Origin of the sequence: Plantactinospora endophytica (genome assembly GCF_016862915.1) — a bacterium.
Taxonomy (GTDB): domain Bacteria; phylum Actinomycetota; class Actinomycetes; order Mycobacteriales; family Micromonosporaceae; genus Plantactinospora; species Plantactinospora endophytica.
Genome location: NZ_BONW01000051.1, coordinates 1 through 25,299 on the forward strand (window position 1 = coordinate 1; position 25,299 = coordinate 25,299).

Genomic DNA, 25,299 nt, shown 5'->3' on the forward strand with positions numbered 1-25,299 from the left:
GCGCGCCCGCCAGGGTGGTGTCAACTCCCACCAACACTAGGGTGCCCTCCTGGTCCGGGTGGTGTCAGCACTGACCTACAAGCGGTGCTGGTGGAGACCTCCAAAGCCAGTGGTGCGGCAGTTGGCCGGCCGCGCCGGCGCCCGGGTGTCGTCAGCCCTGGCGGTGGCCGTGTCCCGGCACACCGCCCTGCGGACGTTGCTGCGCATACCGCTGCCCGAGCGGCAGGTGCCCCGCGTGCTCGGTGTCGACGACTTCGCGTTGCGGCGACGTCAGCGTTACGCCACGATCCTGATCGACGCGGTCACCCGTGAGCGCATCGATGTGCTGCCCGACCGCAGGGCCGCAACGTTGGAAACGTGGCTGCGTGAGCACCCCGGCGTCGAGGTGGTGTGCCGGGACTCCTCCGGCGCCTACGCCGAAGCGGTCCGCCGCGCCCTGCCCGGCGCGTTGCAGGTCGCGGATCGCTGGCATCTGTGGCACAACCTCGCCGAGGCCGTGCGCAAGGAGGTCACCGCCCACATCTCGTGCTGGGCCACCGCCGGCCCGCCGCCGCAGGAAGGCAAACGGTCCGTGACCACCCGGCAGCGATGGCAGCAGATCCACGACCTGCTCGACAAGGGTGTTGGCCTGCTGGAATGCGCCCGACGGCTCAACCTCGGCCTCAACCCCGTCAAACGCTACGCCCGCATCAGTGAACCCGAACGCCTGGTCCGCGCGCCGCAGTACCGGCCCACCCTCGTTGACCCCTACCGTGAGCACCTGCGCCGCCGCCGGGAGCAAGATCCTGCCGTCGGCGCCACTCAACTCCTCGCCGAGATCAAAGAGCAGGGCTACACCGGCAGCATGAACCTGCTCTACCGCTACATCACCCAAGGCCGGGTCGAAGCCGACCGCCCTGCTCTGTCGCCCAGGCGTCTGACCCGCTATCTCCTGACCGCGCCCGACCAGCTCAAAGAACACCAGCGCACGCTCGTCGACGCCCTTACCGGCGCCTGCCCGCAGATGACCGCGCTGGCCGGCGTCATCGGCTCTTTCGCCGCGCTACTCACGCCCGCAGCCGGCAACGACGTCCGCCTCGACTCGTGGATCGCCGAGATCAAGACCATCGACCTGCCCCACCTGCACACGTTCACCTGCGGACTCGGCCTCGACCGCGACGCCGTCAACGCCGCCCTGACCCACCCCTTCCACAACGGCGGCACTGAAGGTGTGAACACCAAGACCAAACTGATCAAGCGGCAAATGTACGGACGCGCCGGCTTCGCCCTCCTACGACACCGCATCCTGCTCGGCTAACCAGCACCCACTGTCACCACCGAATGTGAGACAGAGCCCTTAATCGGACAGTCCCCAGCACGCATGAAGCCGCTGAGGTCCACTTTGATGGGGTGGGGCTGCGGGTGCCTGTCAGCCCAGTGCTTTGCGCAGCAGTGCCGTCAACTGGTCCTGTTCGTCGGGTGAGAGTCGTCCGACCGCCGTGCGGGCGAAGGTGAAGGCTGTTGCGAACCGGTGGTTGATCTCGTCTCCTCGGGGCGTTCGCGTGAGGAGTCGTGCGCGGCGGTCCTGGGGGTTCGGTTCGCGGGTTACGAGGCCGAGCGCTTCGAGACGCGCGACGATCTGGGTGATGTTGGACGCATCGCAGCCGAGCTCCTCTGCCAGGGCGCCCATGCCGCGTCGCTCATCGAGTCGCCCGAGTACACATGCCTGCGCGGGGCTGAGCGACAGCTCGGCTGCGGCTGCCTCGTAGGCGCGGTCGTATACGTCGACCAGGTCGAACAGGACGGCCTCGGCTTCGGACGAGGTGGTTACGGGTCCGTTCGGCAGTGCCATGGCTCCTAGCCTAGAACAGTTACTTGATTCACTCAAATAGCTGTGGTCCAATATCCTTGATTCACTCAAGCAATAAGGAGGGCCGATGGATAGCCGAGTCGAGCGCGCAGCGGGCGGCACGATCGTGGTGCCGCAGATGAACGCGGTCGTCCTTGACCGGTTCGGCGGCGTCGACGAACTCTCGTCGCGCCGGGTACCGCTCCCGGAGGTCGGCGACGACGACGTTCTCATCCGGGTGGAGTTCGCAGGGGTCGCGTCCTGGGACGCGTTCGAGCGGGAGGGGGGCTACGACGGCGTTTTCGGCGTCGCGTCGACCTTCCCCTATGTTCTTGGCTGGGACGCGGCGGGCACGGTGGCCGCGGTCGGACGCGATGTCACTCGGTTCGATGTGGGTGATCGTGTCTACGCTTCGACGATGCCGGTGAAGCGTGGCGGCTTTTACGCTGAGTACGGTGTCGTTGAGGCGGAGTTCGTGGCGCATGTGCCCGACCGGCTGCCGACCGAACAGGCCGGCGTGATGCCTTGGGATGCCCTGACCGCACTGAGTGGCCTCGATCTGCTCGGTCTGCGGCCGGACGAAACGCTCATGGTCTTCGGAGCCAGCGGAGGCGTCGGGCACATGGCCGTGCAGCTGGCGCGGTACAGCGGCCTCCGAGTGTTGGCCGTGGCCTCTGGTGACGATGGTGTCGCCCTGGCCCGGCGGTTGGGCGCCGACGACGTCGTCAACGGTCGAAAGGAGGATGTGTTGGCGGCGGCACTCGAGTTCGCACCAGGCGGGCTCGATGCGGCTCTGGTCACCGCGGGCGGCGAGACTGCCGAACGGTCTCTTCGCGCGGTCAAGAAGTCGGGACGGATCGCCTGGCCGAACGGTGTCATGCCCGTGCCTGTGACCCCGCCGGGCGCGCAGGTATCCTACTACGACGGGGATGTAAGCCGTGCCGGCACCGATCGGCTGAACGCAATCATCGAGGCGAGCTCCTTTGAGGTCCACGTCGCCCGGACCTTCCCGTTCGAGCGGGTCAAGGAGGCGCATCGCACGCTCAGCGATCACTATGTCGGGAAGCTGGCCCTCGAGGTCGGATAGAACGCAACAAGCGGTTCGACGCTTCGGCTGCCAACGGTATCAACGCCGCTTAGCCTTCCTGGCACGCTGGTAGCGGTCGAGGTCCTTCGCGGTCCGGCGTTTCAGTTCCAGGTCAGCGTGACGATGGGACTGGGTCGTTTGGACGGTGGCGTGGCCGAGCCAGAACGCGTTGCTGGCGGTGTCGATCCCGGCGTTCGGGAGCTCATCGAGCAGGTGTGTCGCAGCGTGTGCGGGGTGCCGTTCTTTCCGCCCAGGCTCGGTCGGGCAGCGTCTGGACCGCGATCACGAGGTGTCGGGTGACCGAAGCATTGCGGCCGCCGCCCGGGTCGCCGTTGTTCCCGTGCTGGTCGGGAACAACGGCGACTCTGACGGCCCGTGAAGCTCGGTGAGCCACGCGGTCAAGGGGCCGGACGGTGAGCTTCTGAAGCGGTCTCACCCGGTGCTTACATCCCTTGCCGATGCAGCGGAGTTGAATGTGCGGGCCGACCTCATATCGTTTACACAAAAGGCCGTTCAGCTCGCTCACCTGCGGCCCGGTCCGGATGCTGCGTCGATCAGGTCCAGGTGAAGGTGCGGCGGAGTTGACGGTGGGCAGGTTCGCCGCGGGTGATCCGGCGGAGTATGCCGTTGATGGCAGCCCAGCGGATGATGGCCTCGGAGACCTCGGGGTGGCGCTCGTAGTCACGGGCCAGCCGGCGATGGGCGGTGAGCCAGGCCAGGGTTCTCTCCACCACCCAACGGCGAGGATGGACGGCAAAGCCACGCTGCTCGGCGGGTTTACGCACGATCACGACGGTGGTGAGCGTGTCGGGGGCCCAGTCGACGAACCGGCCGGCAAACCCTTGATCAGTGAAGACGTGTCGGACCGGGCTGGCTAGATACATGCCAAGCAGGGCGGTCTTACCACCGTCGCGGTCCTGCCATGAGGCCGCCAGCACCGCGACGCTGATCAGCAGGCATGTGGTGTCAGTGACGATGACCCTAGGAGCTTTGAAACACGACCTAGCTTCCGATCTGCTCCCCCAACGCCGACCACGATCCCGATCGCTCGTAAGGACACGCCAAGGACGGCGAGCTACTCGTGCTGCACGACCAGGTCGCCGGTCCTTGGTCCCAGGTTCACCGCTCCGAGCCGCGCCAGCAGGACCGGTTCCTGCTGGCGCGCCCTGTCCCGACTTCTGCCCCGCGAGCGCTGGCCCGCGTTCTCCCGCACCCCCGCCACGCTGCTGCGCTGCTGCGCTGACATCGTCAAGGCACAGGAAAAGTTCGGCGGCTCCTGTCCCGATGATCGTCCGTTCCGGCCGGCTCGGCCCGCCCGACGCACAATGGCGGCATGGCACTCCCCCTTCCCCACCCCTCGGCCCTCCTCCGCCTCACCAGAAACACCATCGACCAGACCACCGGCGCCCCAAACACCCTCGCCGGCCTACCCGCCCGCGCCCTCGACGTGCTCGACAGCGCCGAGGCATTGGTACGTCGGATCGCCACCGTGCTGGACCGGGTGGAATCCGTTCTCACACACGTCGAATCCACGCTGAACCGCACCGATCAGATCGTCGACGTGGCGGAGAAGACGGTCGAACAGGTGCAGTCGGTCACCTCCCGCGCCGTGATCCCGGTCGACGAGGCGACCCGGATCACCTCGGCGGCCGGATTGGTGGTCACCGACGCGAAGAAGGTCGCCGACCGGGCAGCCGCCACCATGGCTGCCGCCGAGAAGACCATGAGCACCGTCGACGGGCTGCTCGCTGCGTACGCCGACACGCTACGCAAGGGCGCGCCGATGGCGAACCGGTTCGTCGAGCAACTCACTCCGGAGGAGGTCGACGCGGCGATCCGGCTGATCGACGAACTACCCCGGCTGACCGGGCATCTCACCTCGGACGTACTGCCGATCCTGGCAACCCTGGACCGAGTTGGCCCGGACATCCACGACCTTCTCGACGTGACCCGCGACCTGAAGCTCGCCATCGCCGGCATCCCGGGACTGGCGATGCTGCGCCGACGCGGCGAGGCACTCTCGGCAGAGGGGTAGCCGGCACTGCCCGATCGAAGTTAAGCAGTCTGGACGGCGGAACCTGTAACCGAGACGACGACAAGGGTCCCGGGCAACGTGACACGTCTCGCCACGAGACGAAGCTCCGCTTCGGCGGCTTCGATCAGATGTATCTGAGCTGGGACACGACGGACAACTGGAGCGACTGGGCTACGCTCGGCGACAGGGCAGGCGCGCCGCCGGTGGTTGGCGTCAACCCCCGACGGCCGACTGGAGCTCGTCACGCTTGGCCCAGGCGAGGCGTACGTTGCGCACCGCTGGCAGAACGGGCCCAACCCAAGCTGGCGCGCATCTCGCAACTCCCTCGGCGGCCCGCGGATGCGGGACGGGCAGGTCGCGAACAGGCCGTTCTACGCCGCGATCGGCGTCACCCTCGACGGGAGGAAGGACATCCTCGGCCCGTGGGCCGGCACCGGTGGTGAGGGCGCCAAGTTCTGGATGAGCGTGCTGACGCAGGAGTCCGGCGATGGTGTCGGCCACAGCGGCGTTCAGGCGCTCAGGGGTGATGGCCGCCTGGTCGGTGACCTGGCGGCGGACGACCCGGACGCCCTGTATGAACGACATGCGGTCCGGGTCGTAGCCGGCCGGATCGGCGACGTCGACCAACAGGGCTCGAATGGCGTAGTGGGCCAGCAGCAGTCCCCGCATCTGTTGTTCGACCAGGTTCGGGGTCTTCGATCGCAGGACCTCGCCGCAGGCCGCCGGCAGCCAAGGCGGCGGCGCGGCGTCAGGGCGACGCCGGAAGGCCGATACCCGCCCGGACGGCCGCGATCTCGTATCGGGCGAGTACGCCCGCGAAGACGTGGACATCGTCGAGTTCGCCCGCCCAGAACATGCCCGGTGCCCCGCCGACCTGCGCCGCTCCGATGGTCAGCGGCCCCGGGGCGTGCCAGGCGGCGGTGAACGGGACTTCCCGCATGAACTGCCCGTCGAGGTAGAGCGTGAGGAGCTTGCGGGTGTGGTCGTAGCTGCCCGCCACGTGGGTCCACTCACCGGGCACCACCGGGTCCGGGGAGTAGGCCCGGGTGATGGTGGTGCCGGCGTCGGCGTCGGCGGTGCGCATGCCGACCGACCAGCGCGGAATCCCGTTGGTGTCCGCCGAGGCTTCGAGATAGAAACCGCTGCGCCGGTACCGGCCTGACCGAGGACAGCCTGGTAGTAGCCGGTCGGGCCGGGCGGCGTACCGGCGATCCGGGCCCAGGCGGCGACCGTGAAGCTGCGGTCGGCCCGGATCACCGGCCCGGTGGTCGTGATCCGCTCACCGGCGCCGTTCAGCACCGCCGTGCCGGGCTGCTGCCACACCGTCGCCGGGTCGCTGGTCAGCGTGCCGTGGGCGCCGAGCCCGGACGCGTCGAGCACCGCGGTCCCGGTGGTCTCGTCCAGCGCCCACCGCCCGGCCGGCGCGCCCGGCCGGTTGGCCAATTGCCAGGTCTCCGGGCGGTCGTCCTGGTTCTCCGGTTGCAGGTCGACCACGACCCGGTCCCAGACCTGTACGTCGTCGACCGGCGGTCGAGTCGCATCGCCGCGACGTCACCCACCCAGCGGGGACAATGGTGCGTCGCAACCGTATGGCCAGGCGGTAAGGGATCAGCTAATCCGCAGGTCAGCGCCGGGCCCGGCACAGGAACGCCTGCCCACGCAGGTTTCCCCACCCCGCAGCCCCCTGACCGCGCCGGGCAGGGCCAGCAGCCCCCGGCCGTCGCTCCCGTTCGCCGGAAAGCGACTGGCCGAGGGCTGACCCGGACCGGGCACAGCCGCCCCAACGGCTCGCTCGGCCTCAGCGGGTGGCCGGCGGTGTCTTTCTCACCTGTTGCAGCTTCCGTGCAGCGCGTTCCACGTGGTCGTGCCGATCATCCCGTCGGCAGGACGGGCGCACCACGTCTGGAAGTCTCTGACCGCACCCTCGGTGTCAGGACCGAAAATGCGTCCACTGCCAGCCGGTAGAGCCGCAGATTGTGGCGGCGACGCCTCCCCGCCTGACGAGACTGAACCATCCGCACCGCCCTCCGGCGGCGTCCCGGCCCCGCCGTTCTCCCACCCGGCCCCACCTCAGCCGAGTCCACCGTCCCCAGCCGCGCCACCGGCACGGGTCGCCTTCAGTGACGCCACCGCCACGGCACCGAACCCCCCGCGCGGCGGCCCGGCACCGGCGGTGGCGTTCTCGGCCGCACCAGCGCCGCAGACCGCTCCGCGCCGGCCACCTGCCCCGGTCACACCGGTGTTCTCCGCAGCTCCGGCCGCACCGGCAGCCGGCAGGCCACGACGCGCCTCAACCCCGGCAACGCGGCCCACAGCGGCAAGGCATGCCACCCCGAACGGGCAAGCCGCCACGAACGCGGGCACCTCGGCGGTTGTGAACACCGCCGCCGCCCGGCGGGCACCGGCCACCAGCACGGCCCCGTTCACCGGCCCCGTCCGTACCGCCGTCCCCGGACGGCCCCCGGTCGGGGGTTCCGTCCCCGCCACCGCCCCCGGCGGCGAAGCCGTCCCCGGCAACCGGTGCGACCTCGATGGGTCCGACCGCCGTCCGTACCGACCCGTCCCCGCCGCCGGCTCGGCCGTCCGCTCCGGTGCGGCGCCCGTCACCGAAACCGAGGAGTGATCAGCGATGAGCCGCCACAGCGACGAGGCCTCGATGCGGGCTCGGGTACCAACGGGCGCTTCATACTGCCTTCTCTGCGAGTGTTGTGCGGATTGCGGGCGGTTCTGTCTTCAAAACGTTGTCGGCGAGAACTACTGAGCCGGGAGGCTGCTGCGAGCGTTCATTGCCGTCGACACGCGGTGGTCAGCGCGTCGGCGTTGCAGCGCTTTGGCCCATGCGTGCTGGCCAGCAGGCATTCAACCACCCGGACTCGCCAGCGTTGGTCTGGGCGGACCGGAAAACTTAAGCCGCCACTTGACTTTTCGGGCTCGCCGACTACGGTTAAGTTCATGCTTAAGCGTGAAGGAGGGGTGGCGGACCGCGTGTTCCACGCGCTCGCGGACGCGAACAGGCGGGCGGTGATCGAGCGTCTGACCCGCGGTCCGGCGACGGTGAGTGAGCTGGCCGCCCATCTCGGGGTGACCGTCGCCGCGACAGTCCAGCATCTCCAGGTGCTGCAGGACAGCGAGTTGGTGCGGTCGGAGAAGGCCGGGCGGGTACGCACCTGCCAGATCGATCCGGCCGGCCTCCGCAACGCCGAGGCGTGGTTGCAGCGCCAGCGCACGGCGTGGGAGCACCGCCTGGACCGCCTCGGCGCGGTCCTCGACGACCAGAAGAAGGAGCCAGGATCATGACCGACCACTCGGTGAAACACAGCACGTTCACGCTGGAGCGGACCTACGCCGCCTCGCCCGGCGCGGTCTTCGCGGCCTGGTCCGACCGTGATACGAAGGCGAGGTGGTTCGCGGCCGGCGACGGACGCTACTCGCTGGACTTCCGAGTCGGCGGCACCGAGGCCGTGCACAGCCTCGGTGGGGCTGACCTCATTGCGAGGAGCGAGTACCACGACATCGTCCCCGACGAGCGCATCGTTTACACCACGGCTCTGTTCACAGGCAGATTCCTGTCGACCGTGTCGCTGACCACCGTGCAATTCGCCCGCGAAGGCGACGGGACCCGCCTGGTGCTCACCGAACAGGGAACCTTCCTGGACGACCAGGAACGGCCCGAGTGGCGCGAGCAGGGCACCGGCGACTGGCTCGACGCGCTCGGCCGTCAGGTGGTCCAGTGATGACGGCGGACGGCGAACGGCAGGTCCGGGCGATACTGGAGACCCGCACCCGGGCGTTCGGCCGGCGGGACGCCGCCACTGCGGCCGCCGGCTACGACGACGATCTCGTGCTGTACGACGTGGTCGGCTCGTTCGTCCGCCGCGGCGAGGACCCGACCGGCCGGTTGGAGAGGTGGATCGCGTCGTACCGCACGGGGATCGGGCACGAGATCCGGGACCTGGAAGTCACCGCCGGAGCCGATCTCGCGTTCTGTCACTTCCTGGTCCGGATCAGCGGCACGATGCGGGACGGCACCGAGGTCGGCATGTGGGTGCGCGCGACGACCTGCCTCCGCCGGCAGGGCGACGCCTGGACGATCGTGCACGAGCACGCGTCGGTGCCCTTCGACGCCGACACCGGCCACGCCGTGCTTCGCGGTGAGCTCTGATGACTCGCGGCGGCGGGGCCGATCTGTTCCAGGACGTAGAACGTCCAGTCCGGGGTGTCGTTCTCGGCCCCGTCGAGCCTGGCGACGAGTTCCGGTACGGCGGCGGCCGCGCCGGGACCGAACGCGGCCAGCACCCGCATCGGCAGTTCCGGCGCGCACGAGACCGGCAGCGCGGCCAGAATCTGCCGAGCGCCCGCCACCGGCGCATCCGGATCCCCACCTGCACGTGCTACAGCCCTGAAGGCCCCGGCCAGGCGGGGCTCAGAGCTGTCGGAGAGCATCAGCCGGACCAGGCGCGGCACCGCCGGGCTGCCCCTCGTGTTCGTCCTCACCCCGGGCCAGGCCGGGGATCGCCCGCAACTCCCGACCCTCCTGGACAGGATCCGTGTTCCGGGCACGGCCGGCCGGCCCCGTACCCGCCCCGACGCGGTCGCGGCTGACAAGGCCTACGCCTCGAAGGCGAACCGCACGTATCTGCGCCGCCGCCGGATCACCGTCCGCCGACGATCTGAAACGCCCGCCGCGTTACCGCGAGACCCGGCACGGCGGTGACTCGACTGTTCGCTGAAATCCGCGAACTCGGCTATACCGGCAGCGCGAACCTGCTGGTCCGCTACCTCAACCAGGGCCGCGCGGACGCGGTGCGCAACCACCGTCGCCGCGCCGGCTGGTCTCGTGGCTGATGACCAGACCCGCTAATCTGCCGACACACCATCCCCGCCCTGCACGGATTCGTCCACGGTCTGTGCATGGATCTGCCCGCCGTCGTGGCCGGTCTGACCCTGCCCTACAGCAACGGGCCGATCGAAGGCGTCAACACCAAGGTCATTCTGCGGAATCCGAGTCGATCGATTCGTTGTGGGCGGCTTTCAGCCGATCAGCTCGGTGAGGCGTGGAAATCTCGCCCGGCGCTGTTCGGGGTCGTCATAGTCCCAGGGCTCGTCTTCGGGGGCAGCGTCGCAGACGCGGTAGTGGCCTCGGGCTTCAAGCGCTTGATCGAGCCCGTCTTCTTGGCCGGTGGCGTGCTGGTAGGCGTTGACCGCGACGTAGTTGAGTAGTTCCCATTGCGGCCATTCGTCGTCGGACCACTCGGATCTCGCACGACCGGCGAGACGGCGGACTTGCGGGAGCTGGGCTAGGGCATCGGGGTGGGCGGCTACCCGATCGAACACGTCGCGGCCCAGGCCTACCAGCCACGGCTGGAAGTACCAGAAGCTGTCACCGGAACACCAGCCCTGCATGATGTACCAGGCGGCGCCCCACATCAGTCGCGTGTCGGCGCGTCGTCGCTGGGTCGTCAGATGCAGTTCGAACTCGATGATCTGCGCTGCGGGCAGCCGTGCGAGGCGCTCGGTGAGCCATGCCGTGCGGTCGTGCTCACTCGTCGCGGTTGCGGACCGGCGGATGAGGTCCCAGAAATCATCGATTGTCACGGCGGTAACCTATCGGCGCCGTAGGTGCGGGCTGCCGTTGGCCAGCATCAGCTGCGCAACTGTCAACGGCAGCAACGGGTCCTCGGGACGGCCGAGCTGATAGCCCCAGCCACCCAGCACCCGGCGGAGCCGGCCGAGCTCACCATCGACGCGGTCGCGGCCGAAGATCCGCCAGCACAGCACCAGCCGGCAGCGCCACGTCATACGCCAGCGCGAGCATCAACCGGTTCCGGGCCGACTCGGCGCGGAACGCCGTCAGCAATGCCAGCCATTGCGGCTCGGTCGGGATCCACGGCAGCTTCGTCAGCCTCGGCACCAGCCCGCGCTGCTGCCCACCGAACCGGCGGGGGTATTTCGGCCCCGACCGACCGGGTTCGACTCACGCCCACCCTCCTCGATCAGATAGTCGAGGAACAGCCGCACCGGCACCAGCCGCTGCTGCAGACGTCGGTTCGCCAGCCCCGAGCCGGAGTCGATCGACACCACGTTCGCGCCGTGCCGGCCCGGCCGCGACGTCAACACCCGGACGAACACCGCTACGTCCGCCCGCGACGCCCGAACCGGATCAACCCCGGCCCCTCGCACACCTCGAGGAACTCGGCCAGGCCCCGGGCATACGCGTCGATCGTCCGAGCCGCACGCCCCAGATCGACCCATACCCGCAACCACTCGCCCGCGCGCTCATGGCGAACCAGGATCGGCCACTTCTCCTCGAGAATCATCACAGGCTTCAACCAGGGCGCCGCCGAGCGAACTTCGACCTCCTCCGCCGCCGCCGCCGACCCTCGCCGAGTAACCGCCAGGCCGCAGCAGCGATCACGAACTTCGTGCCAGGGCCAGATCAGGCGGGCCGTCGACGCTGTGATCTTGCGCTCAGACATCGGATGTATCAGTATGTCTTCAAGAAGGTTTCCGCACGGTAGCCTGCATGTTACGAGAGTGATGGAGCTACGTGATGATGAAACATCCGATGCTATCCAGAGTCGCGGGGGTGCTCAGCGCATCATTTCTCCTCACCGTCGGGTTGCTCGGCGCGGCGACCCCCGCCTCGGCATCGAGCGACAAGGAGCTGTTCGTCTCCGTCGACGGCAAAGGCAGGGGCTGCACAGCGGCGGCGCCCTGCACCCTCGAGGACGCGCAGTTTCGGGCGAGGCGGCTGGTGTCCGCAGGCAAGTCCGTCACGGTCACGATTTCGAGTGGGCGATACGACCTCGAGCGCACGCTTGCGTTCTCGGCCGCAGACTCGGGCGTTGAAGGCGCTCCCGTCGTGTGGCGGGCGGAGCAGCCCGGGAGCGTCGTGCTCTCTGGTGGCACGCGCGTTACCGGGTGGTCGCTAAGCGATGCGGAGCGGGGCGTGTGGGTCGCCCGCGTTCCGAAAGGCAGCGCGACCCGCCAGGTCTACGTCGACGGCGCCTGGGCGCCGATCGCACAGGCCAGTGCGGCCGAGATCGGCTTCACGAACGGATGGCGTGGAAGTTCCACCGGCTACTCGGTCACCGAGTCGAACGCGCGGGCCTGGCTCGAGAGCCTCGGCTCCGCCGCCGGCGTGGAGTTCGTTTACAGCGGAAAGACCGGTCCCTGGACCCAGTCCCGCTGCCTCGTCGACTCCGTGGTCCCCGGCGAGACTGCGACCACGGTCACCATGCGACCGGTGTGCTGGGATGGCATGACGAAACGACCGGATCGCGCCGCCATCGAAAGCGGCGGACTTCCGAACATGTCGACCTCCACCATCCCGACCTCGGTCGAGAACCACCCGTCATTGCTCTCCTCGGGTGAGTGGTACCTGGACGAGGCCGCGCACAAGCTCTACTACGCCCTGCCGGACGGACAGGACATTAAGGATGTCGACATCACCCTGCCGCACCTCGAACGCCTGATGACCGTCGCTGGCACCCTGTCGCGGCCGGTGCACGACATCCGCTTCGAGGGCATCCAGTTCTCGTACGCGACCTGGCTTTCGCCTTCGCACACGGGCTTCGCCGAGGTGCAGTCGAACCTGCACATTACAGGCGCACCGAACCAGGGCAAGTGCACGGTCACCTCGCCTGCGGGAACCTGCCCGTACGGTGCGTTGACGCAGCCGCTCGGAAACATCGACGTGAGCGCCAGCAGCAACATCGCATTCGTCGGGAACACGTTCCGCGCCTTGGGCGGAGCAGGACTCAGCATCCGCTACGGCGCGCAACATACACTCGTCGAGGGTAACCACATCACGGACACCTCGAGCACGGGCATCTACCTCGGGTGTACGTTCGACCCGCAACCGTTGGACGCGTCGACGCACCAGGGCATCAAGGACAATTGCACGCCCGACCCCGATGCTGTCGCCAGGGACGTTATCGGAGCCAACGAGATCGTGCGCGACACCCGTGTCGCGAACAACGTGATCCACGCTGTCGGACGCGACTACAAGGCGGCGCCTGGAGTCACCGTACTCTTCGGTCAAGACCTGGATCTCGTGCACAACGAGATCTTCGACACGCCCTACACGGCGATCACCGGCGGCATCGTCCAGGGGCACGCGACCGACGCCCGCGCTCCCGAACGCAACCAGAACGTGAACGCGCGCAACGAGATCAGCCACAACTTGCTCTACAACTACATGCAGGATCTGCACGACGGCGGGGCGATCTACCTCGAGGGCCACCAGGCCCAGTACGTGTACTCCCCGGACGGATCGCTCGACATCGACGCGACGCTGGAGAACGGGATGCTCGCCACCGGCAACGTCGCCTTCAGCGACGGCCACGCGAACTTCACGTATTACGACGACGCGGGGGCGCAGTTCATCCGCTGGGAGGGCAATGTCGCAATGAACACGGTCGGGGCATCCCAGGGCGGGTGCTCGCCGGCCGGGTACCTGTGGACGACGGGCAACTACTTCGCCGGCCAGATCGGCTACTACCCGTGCTCGCCGCCGGCACTCGCACTCACTGTCGAGGGAAACACGGTCATTCCGGAGCGGCCTTCGCTGGCGGACGTACCTGAGTCGATCATCTCGACAGCTGGCCTCGAACCGGCTTGGGCCGAGCTCTCCGCAGTCGCACAAGAGCGCCTTCGATTCGTGTCCGACCGGGCGGTCGACGGGCGGGTACTCCTCGCCGTCAGCGGGCTGAGCGATACGACGCAGGTCTACGCGGGAGCCGCCGAGCCGCTCAACGTGCGTCGAGTCGGCACCACCTTCGCCGAGGTCATCGTCCCTGACGAACTGGAAGGGCGAACGATCTCCCTCGGCGAGCCCGATCCCTGGGTGCGGGTGAATGAAACCCACCCGAGTGTCACAGCCAACGGATGGAACCTCTCAAGCAACCGCTCCGAGGGTGACTATCAGGGCGATGTCCTCTACACGACGACCAACGGGGCCACCGCGACGATCACGTTCACGGGCACGAGGGTGCGCATCCACGGCGAACGCAACAGCGACCAGGGACTGGTCGAGTTCTCCGTCGACGGCGGCCCGGCCGTCACAGTCGACACCGCGACACCGACCCGGTTCGTGAATGTTCCCGTCTTTGAAGCGGACCTGTCGCCGGGGACGCATACGGTGACGATGACGAAGCGGAGCGGACAGTACGCGCTGCTCGACGGCTACTCGTATATCCCGATTCCCTAGACGGATCAGTGGGCAGGAGGCGCCGACTTGGCGGCGCCTCCTGCACCTCCAGCCGTCGACCGATCCAAGCATCAAGCGTCTACCCGCCCCCACCGGCCACACCTCTCTCAGCCCGACGACGACCTGCAACTGATCGTCGCCCAGTACCTGATGGCTCGCCACGATAACTTGATGTCCGTCGATGTCATGCGTCCGCAGTTGTGCAAGGGAGCCGCCGGTGCCGGCTGCCGTGTGCGCCGAAAACGGCGTTCGGTCAGCGGTTGAGATCCTCGCCTGTTACCGCCTCCAGGTTGGCCGTATTACCTGGACCGACATCGCCACCAGGTGCGGGGGAACCGGCACGCCCATTGAGACCAGCACATCCCGATACGTCACCGGTCCCGACCTTCCGGCCGGCCCGCAGGAGGTTCTCCGTCCGGGCCAGGGCCGCCGCTCCCAACACATGGGCGGACCTGCCCAGGGATCCGGACAAGACCCGGACCGACGCTGCCATCGTCGGCGGGGTGTACTGGTCGACGGCCTCGCGGATGCCGTCGGCGATGACGTGCGACGCGGCGCCGAGGGTGGAGTCCACCACGATCGCCTGAGGATCGAGGAACACGACGAGGTCGGCCACCCGGCGGCCGAGCGTGCGGCCGAATCCCCGCAACGCCCGCATGATCTCAAGCTCCCGGGAGATGGCCGCCGCGTCGAGGTCCCCCACCGTAAAGGTCCGGCCGTGGACCATAGCCAGTTCGCTGAGCAGGGCTGGAATGCTCATGGTCTGCCAGAAGCAACCCCGCGCGCCGCACTCGCACAGCTGCCCCCCGTCATCCACGTGCAGGTGTCCGATTTCGCCGGCCAGCCGCGAACCACCACGGTGGAGTCGGCCGTTGAGGACCAGACCGGCACCGGTCCCGTAGGTGAGCGAGATGTAGAGCGTGGTGTCGGTGTCCGCCGCGTTCCCGTGGCACGCCTCGCCGATGGCCGCCAGGTTGGCGTCGTTCTCGCAGAAGACGGGGCAACCGAGATGCTCGCCCACGACGTGCGCGGCGGGCCGCCCGTCCCAGTCCCGGAACCGCCGCAGATGCGACCCGTCGAGCGGTTCCCCGCCGGACTCCCGGGCGAACAGGGAGGGGCCGGGTAGTCCGAGGACGGCTAGCTCGATGCCGGCCGGCGTCACCTCCGCCTCCGCGAGGGCGCGATCCAGCAGTTCCAGCGCCTCCGCCGGGCCGCTGGAGTCCTCCGCGCCCTCCACGACGGCCAGCACCTCGCCGTCCGGCCGGACCACGCCGGCGATGGCGCCGTGTGCCGCCGCCACGATGACGGCGAGCAGGCCCGGCGCCGCGGCAAGGGACCAACTGCGGGCCGGTCGCCCCCGCGCCGAGCCCCGCGCCGGATGGTCCATGACGACGCCGCGGGCCCGCAGTCGGTTCAGCGCGTGCACGACACTGCTGCGCGGCACCGCAAGCTCGGCGCAGACCTCGGCGACGGTGCGTTGTCGGCCGTCGGACAGGGCTCGGAGGACGGCTCGCTCGGTTCCGCTGGGACGCCGGTCGAGGTCGACGTCTGGGGTGGCTGTCACGCGCTTAGTTATAGCGGTTTGGCTAGAAATCGCGCTACCACCCATCGGTTGATGCTTGCACGTGGATGCCTTCTCTCCAGGCCAGTTATATACACCAACTTTGCCATAAAAGAGCGCTCAGATTGGGATTGTTTCGTCTATTGCTTGTGTCTAGGCCGTTGCATAACATCCCTGAAACATGCGCCCCCGTCGAAGCGGGTGCGCACCGACGGGAGGGACAACAGTGTCGAAGCGAACATCCCTTGCAGGCGCGACGGCCATCGCTCTCGCTACCGTCTTGATCGCACCGAGCGGCGCCGCCGGAGCGCCCGGCGAGGGTGGTGACGGGATCCGGAACGTCATCCCCATCACGGAGGTCCTCGCCTTCGGTCAGAAGGTCACGGCCGTCGCGGTGGAGTACTCATCGACGGTGAACCCGCGGGACCTGAGCCGCGACACCTTCACCGTCTCGGACAGCCTTTACAACTTCCGCTTCAACCCGGTGTCGGACCTCACCGACCCGACGAAGCGGGCGAACCGCACCATCACCGCTGTATACACCAACGATGCCCCCGCTCTCGAGGCCGACAAGAAGTCCGACCCGGGCAAGTACGTCATCATCGAACTCGACCCCAAGGACCCGGGCGGCAACACCGTGATGGCCGACGGCCGCCACGTCAAGGTCATCGCTGACCTGCAGACCCGGGTCGTCCAGGAGAAGGCCGTCCACGCCCAGCCCGGCAACGGACAAGGTCATGGCCCCACGCTGGCACCGGGGTCCACGGAGGAGCGCGGCGTCACCCAGCCCGCGATCAACCTCCTGGCCGACGACTTCGTGTACAAGCGGTACACGTCGACCAACGGCACGCTGCTCCCGTACGCCTACCACCTGCCCGACGGCTACGACCCGGCCAAGAAGTACCCGCTCGTGGTGATCCTGCCCGGCCACGGCATGGGCTACAACGGCTCCAACGAGGGCGTCCAGGTCGCGGCCGACATCCCCGCCACCGCCTGGCAGCAGGAGAAGTGGACCGGCACCAAGGAGAGGGTCATCGTCCTGGCCCCGCAGAACCAGCGGATCGGCACCCCGGACGCCCAGGCCGCTGTCATGATCGAACTGCTGAACAAGTTCATCAGCGAGTTCTCGGTGGACCAGGACCGCATCTACAACTCCACGGTCTCCTACGGCTCCACGCTCGCCTGGTCCGCCCTCACCAGCCATCCCGGGCTCTTCGACGGTTCGCTGATCACCGGCGGCTTCGGGGCCAGCGAGGCGCAGGCGGCCACCATCGCCAACTCCGGTTCGCCGGTCTGGATCACCCACGGCACCGGTGACCACCTGCTCAACGTCATCACCACCGGCCAGGCTTCCTACAACCGGATCTGGAACGCCTACATCGCCCTGGGTAAGACCCCCGCCCAGTCGAACGCGCTGGTCAAGTACACCGAGTACGCCGACTCGGCGTTCTACGAGCCGGACCGCCACCTGGCCGCCGCGCCCACCTACGAGGACAAGACCATCCTGCGGTGGCTGCTGTCCCAGTGAGGCTCCCTCACTGACCCCCGACCCTGACTCCCGACCCGACCCCCGGCCGTCAACCAGCGGGTTCCGCCTGCTGGTTGGCGGTGGGTCCGCCAGGCGTGAATCTCGCACTGGCCAGTTCCGAGACCTTCAAAGGCCATAGCAGAGACCTCAGAGGAGTGTCCTCAATGTTGAAGGAAAGACGCAGACTCAGCCGTGCGGCCTCGTTGCTCGCGTTCATGTCACTCGGTACCGGCGCCGTCCTCTCCGCGCCGGCCGCCGTCGCAGCCGAGTCCGCGATCGTGGAGGGCGCCACCGTAACGGCGGACAGCAACTCACCGACCGGCTACACCGTCAAATTCGTCTACCGCAATGCCAACGCCACACAGGTCCGCCTTGCCGGGGACCTGACCCTGCTCGACCTCAATACCGGCAACACCCGGTATCAGCCGGAACAGTGGCAGACGGGGCGGTACCACTCCGGCGGTACCGAGTTCCTCCGGGACATGACCAAGGATTCGAATGGATACTGGTCGGTCTCGCTCCCGCTGCACGCCGGCGGTATCAGCTACTGGTACCGGGTCTGGGACCCGACCCAGGGCTGGACGAACAAGCGCATCTGGGATCCCGCCTCGACGAAGCCTCGCCCCGCTGGCGACTCGTTCCGGGTCCGGAACAACGACGTGCTCGATGCCGTGTACGTGCCGTACGCCGAGAAGCAGAACGACCCGGTGCTCAAGGAGCGTGCGGAATACGAACTGCCGATCGCGAACCGCGCGAAGCGGGGCACCGTCACGTACATCCCCTACACCACGATTCTCGGCGACAGCGGACACTACCTCGGCGTCTACCTGCCGGCGGGTTACAACCCGAAGCGGCCAAAGCCCTACAAGGTGGCGTACCTCTCCCACGGCATCTTCGGTGACGAGACCGACTTCATGGTGCCGGCGAACGTCCCGAACATCCTGGACAACATGACGGCGAAGGGCGAGATCGAGCCCACCGTGGTGGTCACCATGGGGAACCACTTCACGGGCACCAGCCTCGGCTTCGCCTCCTACAACCAGACCAACGCCGCCAACAACCTGGTCCAGACGATCCTTCCGCTCATCGAGCAGAGGTACAACGTCGCGACCACGCGTGAAGGGCGTGCCTACGCCGGATTCTCGTACGGCGGGATGATGGGTGCCCACGTCATCCGGGGCTACCCGACCACGTTCGCGTACTACGGGCACTTCTCGGGTAACCCGGCGCTCACGACGCAGGACTACGACAACGTCGCGGCCGCAATCGGGAACGATGACCTCTTCGTGTTCCTCGGCAACGGCATCTTCGAGGGCAACCTCAACAACCAGGACGCCATCGCGAACAACTTCAGGGCCCGCGGGTACGACGCCGCGACGACCCAGGTGCCCGGTGCGCACGACGGGATGACGGCGAGCCAGCTGTTCACGATCTTCGCCCGGGACTACCTCTGGGCGGGGAAGGCAGAGGTCGTGGTGAAGGCGAAGGCCGCACCCGCGTCGGTCGTTGGTGGCGACACCTTCACGCTGAACGTCGACGTGCGGGCGCAGTCCGAGCAGAAGAAGGCGCCGGAGGCGACCGGTGAGGTCACTGTGACCTTCGGCGGCGCCACGCAGGTGGTCGCGCTGACCGGCGGCTCGGCCGTCGTCACCCTGCCGACCACCGGATTGTCCGCAGGGGTGTACCCGGTCCACGTCGGCTACTCGGGCGACCGGAACTACGCTCCCAGTGCGGCGGTCCACCAGCATCTGACGGTTCGGTAGTCGACAACCATCGGTGGGCCGGCGACCTCCCGTCGTCGGCCCACCATGAGCCGTCTTGGGGCGGGCGGGCTGTTCAGAGTCGATCAAGGGGTGCGACTGCCGGCCAGGGGGGTATCGCCGCAGCAGGAGGTCGTCGGCGCCGACCTCGGAGTCGGATGCCTCGGTCATCTCTTTAGCGGCGTAGCTACACGTCGCGGGTTCCGCCAGCGCCAGGGAGCGATCCTCGAATTTGAATCCAGTCGGTCTTACGGAGTCACCCGCAAAGCTTAGCGCTGTTCGCCTGGTACTCCTGGCGTCCGCGTGTGAGTGCGTGTTTCCCATGCCCAGTGAGCGATACCGACACGATTTCGCACCTTCAGCTTGCGTTGGATGCTGGTGAGATGGGTCTTGACGGTGCCGGTGGTGATGTACAGCCTGTCGCCGATCTCGGGGTTGGTCAGGCCGTCAGCTACCAGCGAGACGATTTCCGTCTCGCGGTCGGACAGCGCAGGTTCCGGCTTGCGGGTGGGCTCGGTGGTGGTGCTGGCGAGCTTGCGCAGCAGCCGGACCGTCACGGTGGGGCTGATCAGCGCGTCGCCGGCTACTGCGGCACGGACTGCCTCGGTGAGCAGGGCGGGCCCGGAGTGTTTGACGAGGAATCCGCTGGCGCCGTGGCGGAGCGCGGTGTGCACGTAGGCGTCGAGGTCGTAGGCGGTCGCTACTACGACGCGAGCAGTAATGGGAGCGTCAGCTGCGCAAAGTCTCCGCGTTAGTTCGAGGCCGTCCATCCCGGGCATGCGGATGTCGGCGATGACGACGTCGGGCCGCAGCCGCTGAGTCAGGGCCAACGCCGTCTCACCGTCGGCGGCCTCGGCGACGACCTCGATGTCCTCGGCGGCGCGCAGGATGGTGCGGAACCCGAAGCGGACGGAATCCTGATCATCGGCGATGAGCACGCGGATCGTCATGATGCTGTCCGCAGCACGTCGGCGGGCAGGTCCACGTGCAACTGCCACCCAGCCGGTGATTGGGGCCCGTAGTCGAGCGTGCCACCGAGCATTTCTACGCGTTCGGCCAGGCCGCGCAGCCCGGTGCCGCCGTGACGCCGCACAGGATCGCGTCGGCTCTGCACCAGGACAGAGCTTTGGCGACCGGCAGGCGGCCCGCAGGATCTGTTCGTCACGACCAAGGTGACGCCGCCGACGCTGCGGTGCAGGCGTACGTCAACGGCTGCGCCGAGGGGGGCGTGTCGGCGCACGTTCGTGAGTGCTTCGACAACCACGCGGTAGACGGTCGTGCTCGCTTCGGGCAGCAACGAGAATTCGAGCCCCGGATCGATAGCGACCGTGACGGGTCCATCCCAAGCGGCCGCGTATCGCTGGATCAGATCCGGCAGCTCGGTGGCGTCCGGCAAGGGCGTGCGGGCTGCGGCGGCGACATCCTCGAGTTCCCGTAGCACCCGGATGGTGCGATCCATGGCGTTCAACGCGCGGGTACCATCCCCTTCGATCGCCGCAAGTACGTCCGCGACGTCGGCGGCACGCTTGTTGAGCAGGATTCGCGCGGCCTGCGCCTGGATCACCATGGCGCTGACGTCATGGGCGACGAAATCGTGGAGATCGGTAGCGAGTTGGACGCGCTGCGCCCGGCGGGCCTGGGCAACCGCGCGCACCCGAGCCTCGTCGAGGCGGCGCAGGTACAGGCCGGCGGCAATGCCGGCGATCCCGGCCAGCGACCAGAAACCGCAGACCGCGATGCGGTCGCCCCATTCCAGCTCGGCGGCGCCGGTGATCGGAACGGCTAGCACACTCTCGGCGACGATCGCCACGGCGACGGTAAGGGTAGAGATGCGTGACGTCGCGATCCGGCACAGCACTGCGATGTAGACGATCAGGACTGCGGTGGTCAGCAGGGGCCATGGCCCCGCTGGCATCGGAGCGCCGACGTGGTGCCACAGCCCCACCGTGCCGAGCGACAGCATGGACAGCACGCCGGTGCTCACGCCGAACAGATGACGGGTGCGCGGCCACATCGCCGCATGCGCGGCGAGCGTCGCAACGGCCATCACGGCGGCGACGGCGAGCGGTGAGTGACTGGACGACCCCCATACGCCGACCGGCACGACGACAGCGAGGCAGGTGGCCATCGCCACGGTCGCTCGTGCCATACGTCCCCGGGGGTACCGCCCGAAGTGGGCTCCCGGCGCGTTCAGCGAGATCACTGGTTCACCGTAGCCGCGCCGCGCCGACGGCCGGTATCTACCGATCGGCAGATGGTGACCGGTCCCTGTGCCTGGAGATCCTGGCGTCACGACGTCAGCCGCGAAGTGCGTGGCTGGCTCCCCAGGGAGGGCAATCATGGACGAGGCGTTGACAGATGGCGCCCCGGCGTTACGGCACCATCGATACATCGCCGGCTGGCCGGAGGTCGGTGTCCTGGTCGGCTCCCTACTGCTGATCGCTGTCGGGTTCCTGTGGTGGGGCCACCCGAGCAGTTATCCGTTCGGCCCACAGGACCGGTTCGCGGATCTCTCCCTCATGACCTTCGTACCTCCGGACGCGGCTGTCGCGCTCGCTCTGAGCGCCGGCGCCGTCGGACTGGCGCTGGCCGGTCTGCTACTCAGCGGCCGGGCTGGCGCACCAATCCGGGTCGGCGGCATCGCGGTCGCGGCCGTCGCCGCGACGATGCTCGGGTTTCTGGTTCCTGACATCCAGGTGCTCACCATCACCGCCTACCTGATGACTCTGGCGGTGCCCGCCGTGATCGTCGCCGCGCTGACCACGCGGCTGTTTCGGCTCGCGAGACCAGACAATGACAGCGCGGCGGGCGCCTGTGGCATAGCCGTCGGAGCAGCAGCCTTCATCACACTGCTGTTGTGGTTGAGCTACATCGCACGCGACGCTGAACCAATTGGATACCGGCCGCTGGTCGTGTTCGGATCCTTGGCGGTCGGCGCCTGCTGGGCCGCGGTGCTGGTACGCCTCCTGCGGCACCATCGCGGCCACTGCCAGTTCTGCGGACGGCCAGGCGCTCCGTGGACGACACCAGCCTCCGCAGCATCGTGGGGTCGCATCCTGACCTGGTCCGCCGCGCTATGCCCACTGCCGTACGTGCTGACCCGGCTGAGTTGGCTGACGCCCTGGCCCATCGGTGAAAGCGCCGAGACCCTCGCCGAACACCCCGGGCTCCGCCTTTTCGGACTGGCCCTGGCGGTCGCCGGTGAGGGCGGTACCTGGCTGACCCTCGGATTGATCCGGCCCCGCGGCGAGGTCTTCCCACGCTCGCTGCCGTTTCTCGGCGGTCGGCCCGTACCCGTCTACGCTGCGGTGATACCAGGTTCGGTCGTGTCCCTCATGATGTGCATAGCCGGCCATTCGCTAGTGCAACAATCCTTCGGCGCCGGCAGCGACCTCTCGGACCATCTCCTGGTCCTGCTGATGCCCTTCCCGCTCTGGGGGCCGCTGCTCGCCGCGGCCGTCCTCGCCTACTGGTACCGGCGGCGCCCCGAATGCCGCGTGTGCGCACACGCCACCACTCAGCAGTCCGCTGACGGACAGCGTTCGCGCAGTTCGGGCAGCGGGTTGTGGCGGCGTCGCGGTCTCCAATCCGGGCTGGAGTCTCTGCATGCCCGGCTCTGGTCAGCCTGAGGAATGCCGACAACGTCTTCAGGCACGGGTATGCCGAACTATTCCGACCAGTTAGGGTCGGCGATGCCGGAGTGAGAGGCGCTGCGACGGACCAGGTCCGCCACGCTCACCCGGGTACCTCGGATCCAAGGGCGCTTTCCGCGATGAGGGAGGCGTGATGAGTGCATCCGTGACCACGTGGGCCGCCGGCGACTATCCGGCCATGGCGCGACGGTTGGTGCCGGTCGCCGAAGCGATGGTGGCAGCCGCCGCGATACGGCCGGATGACCGGGTGGTCGATGTGGCCACCGGTACGGGCAACGCCGCCATACTGGCTGCACAGCGTGCAGCCCGTACCGTAGGGGTGGATTTCGAGCCCGCGCTGCTGGAGTTGGCCCGGCGGCGTGCCGCGGATGACGGCCTGACGGTCGATTGGCGACTCGGCGACGTGTGCCGGCTGCCCCTTGCGGACGACTCGGCCGAAGTGGTCCTGTCCGTGTTCGGCGTCATGTACGCGAACGACCACGATGCGGCGGCCCGAGAGCTGAGCCGGGTGTGTGCCCCCGCAGGCCGCGTGCTGCTGGCCGCCTGGACACCGGGCAGCCTGTTGCCGGCCCTGGGGCAGGTCCTCGGCGGCTACCTACCGCCGCCGCCGGCCGCGAGCGGCCCGCCGAGCCGCTGGGGTGACCGCGCGCTGGTCGGCCCGCTCCTGGCTGCCGCCGACCTCCGGATCACGTCGACGGACGTGCACCGGTTGGATCTGCGCTTCACCAGCGCCGACGCGGCGACCGAGTTCCTCATCGACACCGCCGGGCACGTCGTCGCCGAACGGGATCGACTCGTGGCACAGGGCCGGTGGGAGGCGTTGCGCGCAGACCTGCGCTCGTTCGTTGGCGACCGTGGCGTGGCCGACGACGGTGGCGTCCGGCTGGGGCTCGAGTACCTGCTCCTGACGGCCACACCGTCTTCGGCGGGGACAGCGTGACGCGGGCAGGGCTGGACAAGCAGCCGAAAGGCGGATGTCAGGTGCTGGCAGGTGGAGGCTGGCGGGCCGGGGTCGTCTCGTGGTGAGGGTCGGGGTGCCAACCAAGCTCGACTGACCGGCGGCAGGTGTCTGGGTTGTCGCCGCAGCCGATGAACAGGGCCGTGAGCATGGACGCGCCATAGTCGAGTGCTTGGCGCGGCAGAGGCCCGGTGGCCACCAAGGACACCAGTCCGTGACCGACGGCCCAGCTTTGGGTGGCCAGGACTAGGGCGTCTACATCGCTGCGAAACCGTCCGACTTCCTTGGCCCGCCCGATCGCGTGTTGCAGAGAGTGCAGCGTTGCGTCCGCAGCTGCCGGATTCACCAGCTCGAAGCCGGCGTCGAACATGACCCGGTAGAGGTCGGGGTTGGTCAGGGCATTGGACAGGTATGCGGCCCCCAGGGCGGCAAGGTCTCGTACCGGGTCCGCTGAGAGCGGCACCGCCTCGAGCTTGGCGGCCAGCCGGGTGAACCCCTCCTGACGCGTCGCCTGCCACAAGCCGTCCATCCCGCCGAAGTAGGTGTAGACGGCCATGGTCGACGCGCCGGTACCCGCGACGAGCGAGCGCAGGGTGACCGGCTCCCGGGCGCGCAGCATCTGTGCGGCCCGCTCGATCAGCAGGGTGCGAACAGCGGGGTCTTTTGTTCTGACCATGGCACCACAATACATAGCGATGATATGTTTAGATGATCGATCTTGTGTCCTCGCTGTAAGGAGAGGTTCATGGCTGTGCAACTGGTTAACCCTGACGGCCTGCCGAAACCCGAGGTGTACCGGCAGTTGTCGATCGCCACCGGATCGAGGCTGGTGTTTCTGGCAGGGCAGGTGGCTCGCGATGCCGATGGGAGCCCGGTCGGCGACGGAGATCTGGCCACCCAGGTCGAGCAGGCATATCTCAATATCGGCACGGCCCTGGCTGGGATCGGTGGCTCGTTCGACGACGTGGCCAAGCTGACCATCTACATCGTCGACTGGTCACCTGACAAGATGCCGTTGCTGGGCGAAGGCGTGGCCAGGGCGGCCGCGCAGCTGGGGGTTGACCCCGTCAAGCCGATCACCCTCCTGGGTGTCTCCGCGCTGGGCGAGCCCGACCTGTTGGTCGAGGTGGAGGCCACTGCCGTCATCGACTGACACCTGCGCCCCAGAGACCAACCGCAGCACGGACTCCGACGCAGAAAAGGACCACCTCCGTACGCTCATGCCGCCGTTCGTGCGCGGCCACCCGAACGGGAGCCATGTGACTGCCGTCCATATCGGTGGAGAATCCGGTACCTGGTGCTGGGCCGCGGCACCGGACAGGCCGCCGATCTTGCCGTGCCGCCGGACGCGGACGAGCTGATCGCGTACGGGCCGCTGCTGTCCGACACCGACGCCGCCTGGCTGGGGACCGCGGCACTGGTCCGGGCACCGAACCCGGACACCGCCCGTGCCATCCTGACCCCGCACCGGTACGCCGACATCGAGGTGCACAACTGGCAGTTCGGCGGGCGGCGGTCATGAAACGAGGACGTCCAGAATCGGGGCGCAGTCTCCAACCTCGGGCCGGATCGAAGATCACGTGGCAAACGGGTGACGACCCGGTTCGCCACCCCGCCTGCGCCGCCATCGCCGCTCGTGCCCACCCACCACCACGCACCCGCGCGCGGCCGCCGAGAG

At 68.2% G+C, this 25,299-nt stretch carries 24 protein-coding genes and 3 pseudogenes; 16 read left to right on the forward strand and 11 right to left on the reverse strand.

The genetic code is table 11. The features are described 5' to 3' along the window. Window positions 1-109: 109 nt before the first annotated feature. Window positions 110-1,297, forward strand: a pseudogene (locus Pen02_RS39760) (ISL3 family transposase); the annotation flags it as partial. Window positions 1,298-1,408: 111 nt separating this feature from the next. On the opposite strand, the gene Pen02_RS39765 reads toward Pen02_RS39760, so the two are convergent. After that, window positions 1,409-1,831, reverse strand: coding sequence for a MarR family winged helix-turn-helix transcriptional regulator (locus Pen02_RS39765; RefSeq protein WP_203871386.1), 423 nt, complete (start codon window positions 1,829-1,831; stop codon window positions 1,409-1,411). An 85-nt stretch (window positions 1,832-1,916) separates the two neighbouring features. Between Pen02_RS39765 and Pen02_RS39770 the strand changes: the two genes are divergently transcribed. Then, window positions 1,917-2,915, forward strand: coding sequence for a quinone oxidoreductase family protein (locus Pen02_RS39770; RefSeq protein WP_203871387.1), 999 nt, complete (start codon window positions 1,917-1,919; stop codon window positions 2,913-2,915). 554 nt (window positions 2,916-3,469) lie between these two features. Here the strand turns inward: Pen02_RS39770 and Pen02_RS39775 are convergent. Then, entirely contained in the window at window positions 3,470-4,255 is a 786-nt protein-coding gene (locus tag Pen02_RS39775; protein WP_203871388.1) for a transposase, read from the reverse strand. Here Pen02_RS39775 and Pen02_RS39780 point away from each other — a divergent pair. Both Pen02_RS39780 and Pen02_RS39785 read left to right on the forward strand, forming a co-directional pair. Next, window positions 4,249-4,950 (forward strand): hypothetical protein, encoded by a 702-nt coding sequence (locus Pen02_RS39780; RefSeq protein ID WP_203871389.1) that lies wholly within the window; start codon window positions 4,249-4,251, stop codon window positions 4,948-4,950. The genes Pen02_RS39775 and Pen02_RS39780 overlap by 7 nt on opposite strands. A 336-nt stretch (window positions 4,951-5,286) precedes the next feature. Then, window positions 5,287-5,445 (forward strand): annotated as a pseudogene (locus tag Pen02_RS39785) (transposase); the annotation flags it as partial. Between the two features lie 253 nt (window positions 5,446-5,698). On the opposite strand, the gene Pen02_RS39790 reads toward Pen02_RS39785, so the two are convergent. Both Pen02_RS39790 and Pen02_RS43130 read right to left on the reverse strand, forming a co-directional pair. After that, the gene (locus Pen02_RS39790; protein WP_203871440.1) at window positions 5,699-6,172 is read right to left on the reverse strand and encodes a LamG domain-containing protein; all 474 of its coding nucleotides are present in this window, start codon (window positions 6,170-6,172) and stop codon (window positions 5,699-5,701) included. Window positions 6,173-6,774: 602 nt separating this feature from the next. Continuing rightward, window positions 6,775-6,894 (reverse strand): peptidoglycan-binding domain-containing protein, encoded by a 120-nt coding sequence (locus Pen02_RS43130; RefSeq protein ID WP_203871441.1) that lies wholly within the window; start codon window positions 6,892-6,894, stop codon window positions 6,775-6,777. Window positions 6,895-7,923: 1,029 nt separating this feature from the next. Between Pen02_RS43130 and Pen02_RS39800 the strand changes: the two genes are divergently transcribed. The 5 genes and pseudogenes from Pen02_RS39800 to Pen02_RS43135 all read left to right on the forward strand — a co-directional run bounded on the left by Pen02_RS39800 (window position 7,924) and on the right by Pen02_RS43135 (window position 9,795). Next, window positions 7,924-8,247, forward strand: coding sequence for an ArsR/SmtB family transcription factor (locus Pen02_RS39800; protein WP_239142001.1), 324 nt, complete (start codon window positions 7,924-7,926; stop codon window positions 8,245-8,247). Continuing rightward, a complete protein-coding gene (locus Pen02_RS39805) occupies window positions 8,244-8,684 on the forward strand; it encodes an SRPBCC domain-containing protein (protein WP_203871390.1) in 441 nt (146 codons plus the stop codon). The genes Pen02_RS39800 and Pen02_RS39805 overlap by 4 nt, the downstream gene beginning before the upstream one ends. Continuing rightward, entirely contained in the window at window positions 8,684-9,112 is a 429-nt protein-coding gene (locus tag Pen02_RS39810; RefSeq protein WP_203871391.1) for a YybH family protein, read from the forward strand. Before Pen02_RS39805 ends, Pen02_RS39810 begins: the two co-directional genes overlap by 1 nt. 312 nt (window positions 9,113-9,424) lie before the next feature. Next, a pseudogene (locus Pen02_RS39815) lies at window positions 9,425-9,604 on the forward strand (transposase); the annotation flags it as partial. 56 nt (window positions 9,605-9,660) lie between these two features. After that, a complete protein-coding gene (locus Pen02_RS43135; protein WP_372445765.1) occupies window positions 9,661-9,795 on the forward strand; it encodes a hypothetical protein in 135 nt (44 codons plus the stop codon). Window positions 9,796-9,981: 186 nt separating this feature from the next. On the opposite strand, the gene Pen02_RS39820 is transcribed toward Pen02_RS43135, so the two are convergent. The 3 genes from Pen02_RS39820 to Pen02_RS39830 all read right to left on the reverse strand — a co-directional run bounded on the left by Pen02_RS39820 (window position 9,982) and on the right by Pen02_RS39830 (window position 11,426). After that, the gene (locus tag Pen02_RS39820; RefSeq protein ID WP_203871393.1) at window positions 9,982-10,545 is read right to left on the reverse strand and encodes a DUF4240 domain-containing protein; all 564 of its coding nucleotides are present in this window, start codon (window positions 10,543-10,545) and stop codon (window positions 9,982-9,984) included. A 303-nt stretch (window positions 10,546-10,848) separates the two neighbouring features. Continuing rightward, complete coding sequence (locus Pen02_RS39825) at window positions 10,849-11,079, reverse strand: hypothetical protein (protein ID WP_203871394.1); 231 nt, start codon at window positions 11,077-11,079, stop codon at window positions 10,849-10,851. 2 nt (window positions 11,080-11,081) lie between these two features. Then, window positions 11,082-11,426: a hypothetical protein gene (locus Pen02_RS39830; protein ID WP_203871395.1), complete on the reverse strand. Its 345-nt coding sequence runs from the start codon at window positions 11,424-11,426 to the stop codon at window positions 11,082-11,084. Window positions 11,427-11,500: 74 nt separating this feature from the next. On the opposite strand from Pen02_RS39830, the gene Pen02_RS39835 reads away from it, so the two are divergent. Continuing rightward, window positions 11,501-14,161 (forward strand): right-handed parallel beta-helix repeat-containing protein, encoded by a 2,661-nt coding sequence (locus Pen02_RS39835; protein ID WP_203871396.1) that lies wholly within the window; start codon window positions 11,501-11,503, stop codon window positions 14,159-14,161. Window positions 14,162-14,414: 253 nt separating this feature from the next. Here the strand turns inward: Pen02_RS39835 and Pen02_RS39840 are convergent, their stop codons facing one another. Further along, window positions 14,415-15,725 carry an ROK family transcriptional regulator gene (locus tag Pen02_RS39840; protein ID WP_203871397.1) on the reverse strand — a complete coding sequence of 437 codons (1,311 nt, stop codon included), beginning with the start codon at window positions 15,723-15,725 and terminating at the stop codon, window positions 14,415-14,417. 277 nt (window positions 15,726-16,002) lie between these two features. On the opposite strand from Pen02_RS39840, the gene Pen02_RS39845 reads away from it, so the two are divergent. Both Pen02_RS39845 and Pen02_RS39850 read left to right on the forward strand, forming a co-directional pair. Next, window positions 16,003-17,250 carry a hypothetical protein gene (locus Pen02_RS39845; protein WP_203871398.1) on the forward strand — a complete coding sequence of 416 codons (1,248 nt, stop codon included), beginning with the start codon at window positions 16,003-16,005 and terminating at the stop codon, window positions 17,248-17,250. Between the two features lie 215 nt (window positions 17,251-17,465). After that, a complete protein-coding gene (locus Pen02_RS39850; protein WP_203871399.1) occupies window positions 17,466-19,013 on the forward strand; it encodes an Ig-like domain repeat protein in 1,548 nt (515 codons plus the stop codon). 266 nt (window positions 19,014-19,279) lie between these two features. On the opposite strand, the gene Pen02_RS39855 is transcribed toward Pen02_RS39850, so the two are convergent. Together Pen02_RS39855 and Pen02_RS39860 are read right to left on the reverse strand one after the other, a co-directional pair. Beyond that, window positions 19,280-19,960: a response regulator gene (locus tag Pen02_RS39855; RefSeq protein ID WP_203871400.1), complete on the reverse strand. Its 681-nt coding sequence runs from the start codon at window positions 19,958-19,960 to the stop codon at window positions 19,280-19,282. Beyond that, a complete protein-coding gene (locus Pen02_RS39860) occupies window positions 19,957-21,138 on the reverse strand; it encodes a sensor histidine kinase (protein WP_239142006.1) in 1,182 nt (393 codons plus the stop codon). Before Pen02_RS39860 ends, Pen02_RS39855 begins: the two co-directional genes overlap by 4 nt. A gap of 211 nt (window positions 21,139-21,349) precedes the next feature. Between Pen02_RS39860 and Pen02_RS39865 the strand changes: the two genes are divergently transcribed. Then, complete coding sequence (locus Pen02_RS39865) at window positions 21,350-22,639, forward strand: hypothetical protein (RefSeq protein ID WP_203871402.1); 1,290 nt, start codon at window positions 21,350-21,352, stop codon at window positions 22,637-22,639. Window positions 22,640-22,796: 157 nt separating this feature from the next. Next, complete coding sequence (locus Pen02_RS39870) at window positions 22,797-23,603, forward strand: class I SAM-dependent methyltransferase (protein WP_203871403.1); 807 nt, start codon at window positions 22,797-22,799, stop codon at window positions 23,601-23,603. A gap of 37 nt (window positions 23,604-23,640) precedes the next feature. Here Pen02_RS39870 and Pen02_RS39875 read toward each other — a convergent pair whose 3' ends face one another. Beyond that, window positions 23,641-24,297 (reverse strand): TetR/AcrR family transcriptional regulator, encoded by a 657-nt coding sequence (locus Pen02_RS39875; RefSeq protein ID WP_203871404.1) that lies wholly within the window; start codon window positions 24,295-24,297, stop codon window positions 23,641-23,643. Window positions 24,298-24,366: 69 nt separating this feature from the next. On the opposite strand from Pen02_RS39875, the gene Pen02_RS39880 reads away from it, so the two are divergent. Both Pen02_RS39880 and Pen02_RS39885 read left to right on the forward strand, forming a co-directional pair. Beyond that, window positions 24,367-24,774, forward strand: a complete 408-nt coding sequence (locus tag Pen02_RS39880; RefSeq protein ID WP_203871405.1) for a RidA family protein — start codon at window positions 24,367-24,369, stop codon at window positions 24,772-24,774. Window positions 24,775-24,918: 144 nt separating this feature from the next. Next, window positions 24,919-25,143: a hypothetical protein gene (locus Pen02_RS39885; protein ID WP_203871447.1), complete on the forward strand. Its 225-nt coding sequence runs from the start codon at window positions 24,919-24,921 to the stop codon at window positions 25,141-25,143. Window positions 25,144-25,299: the final 156 nt, after the last annotated feature.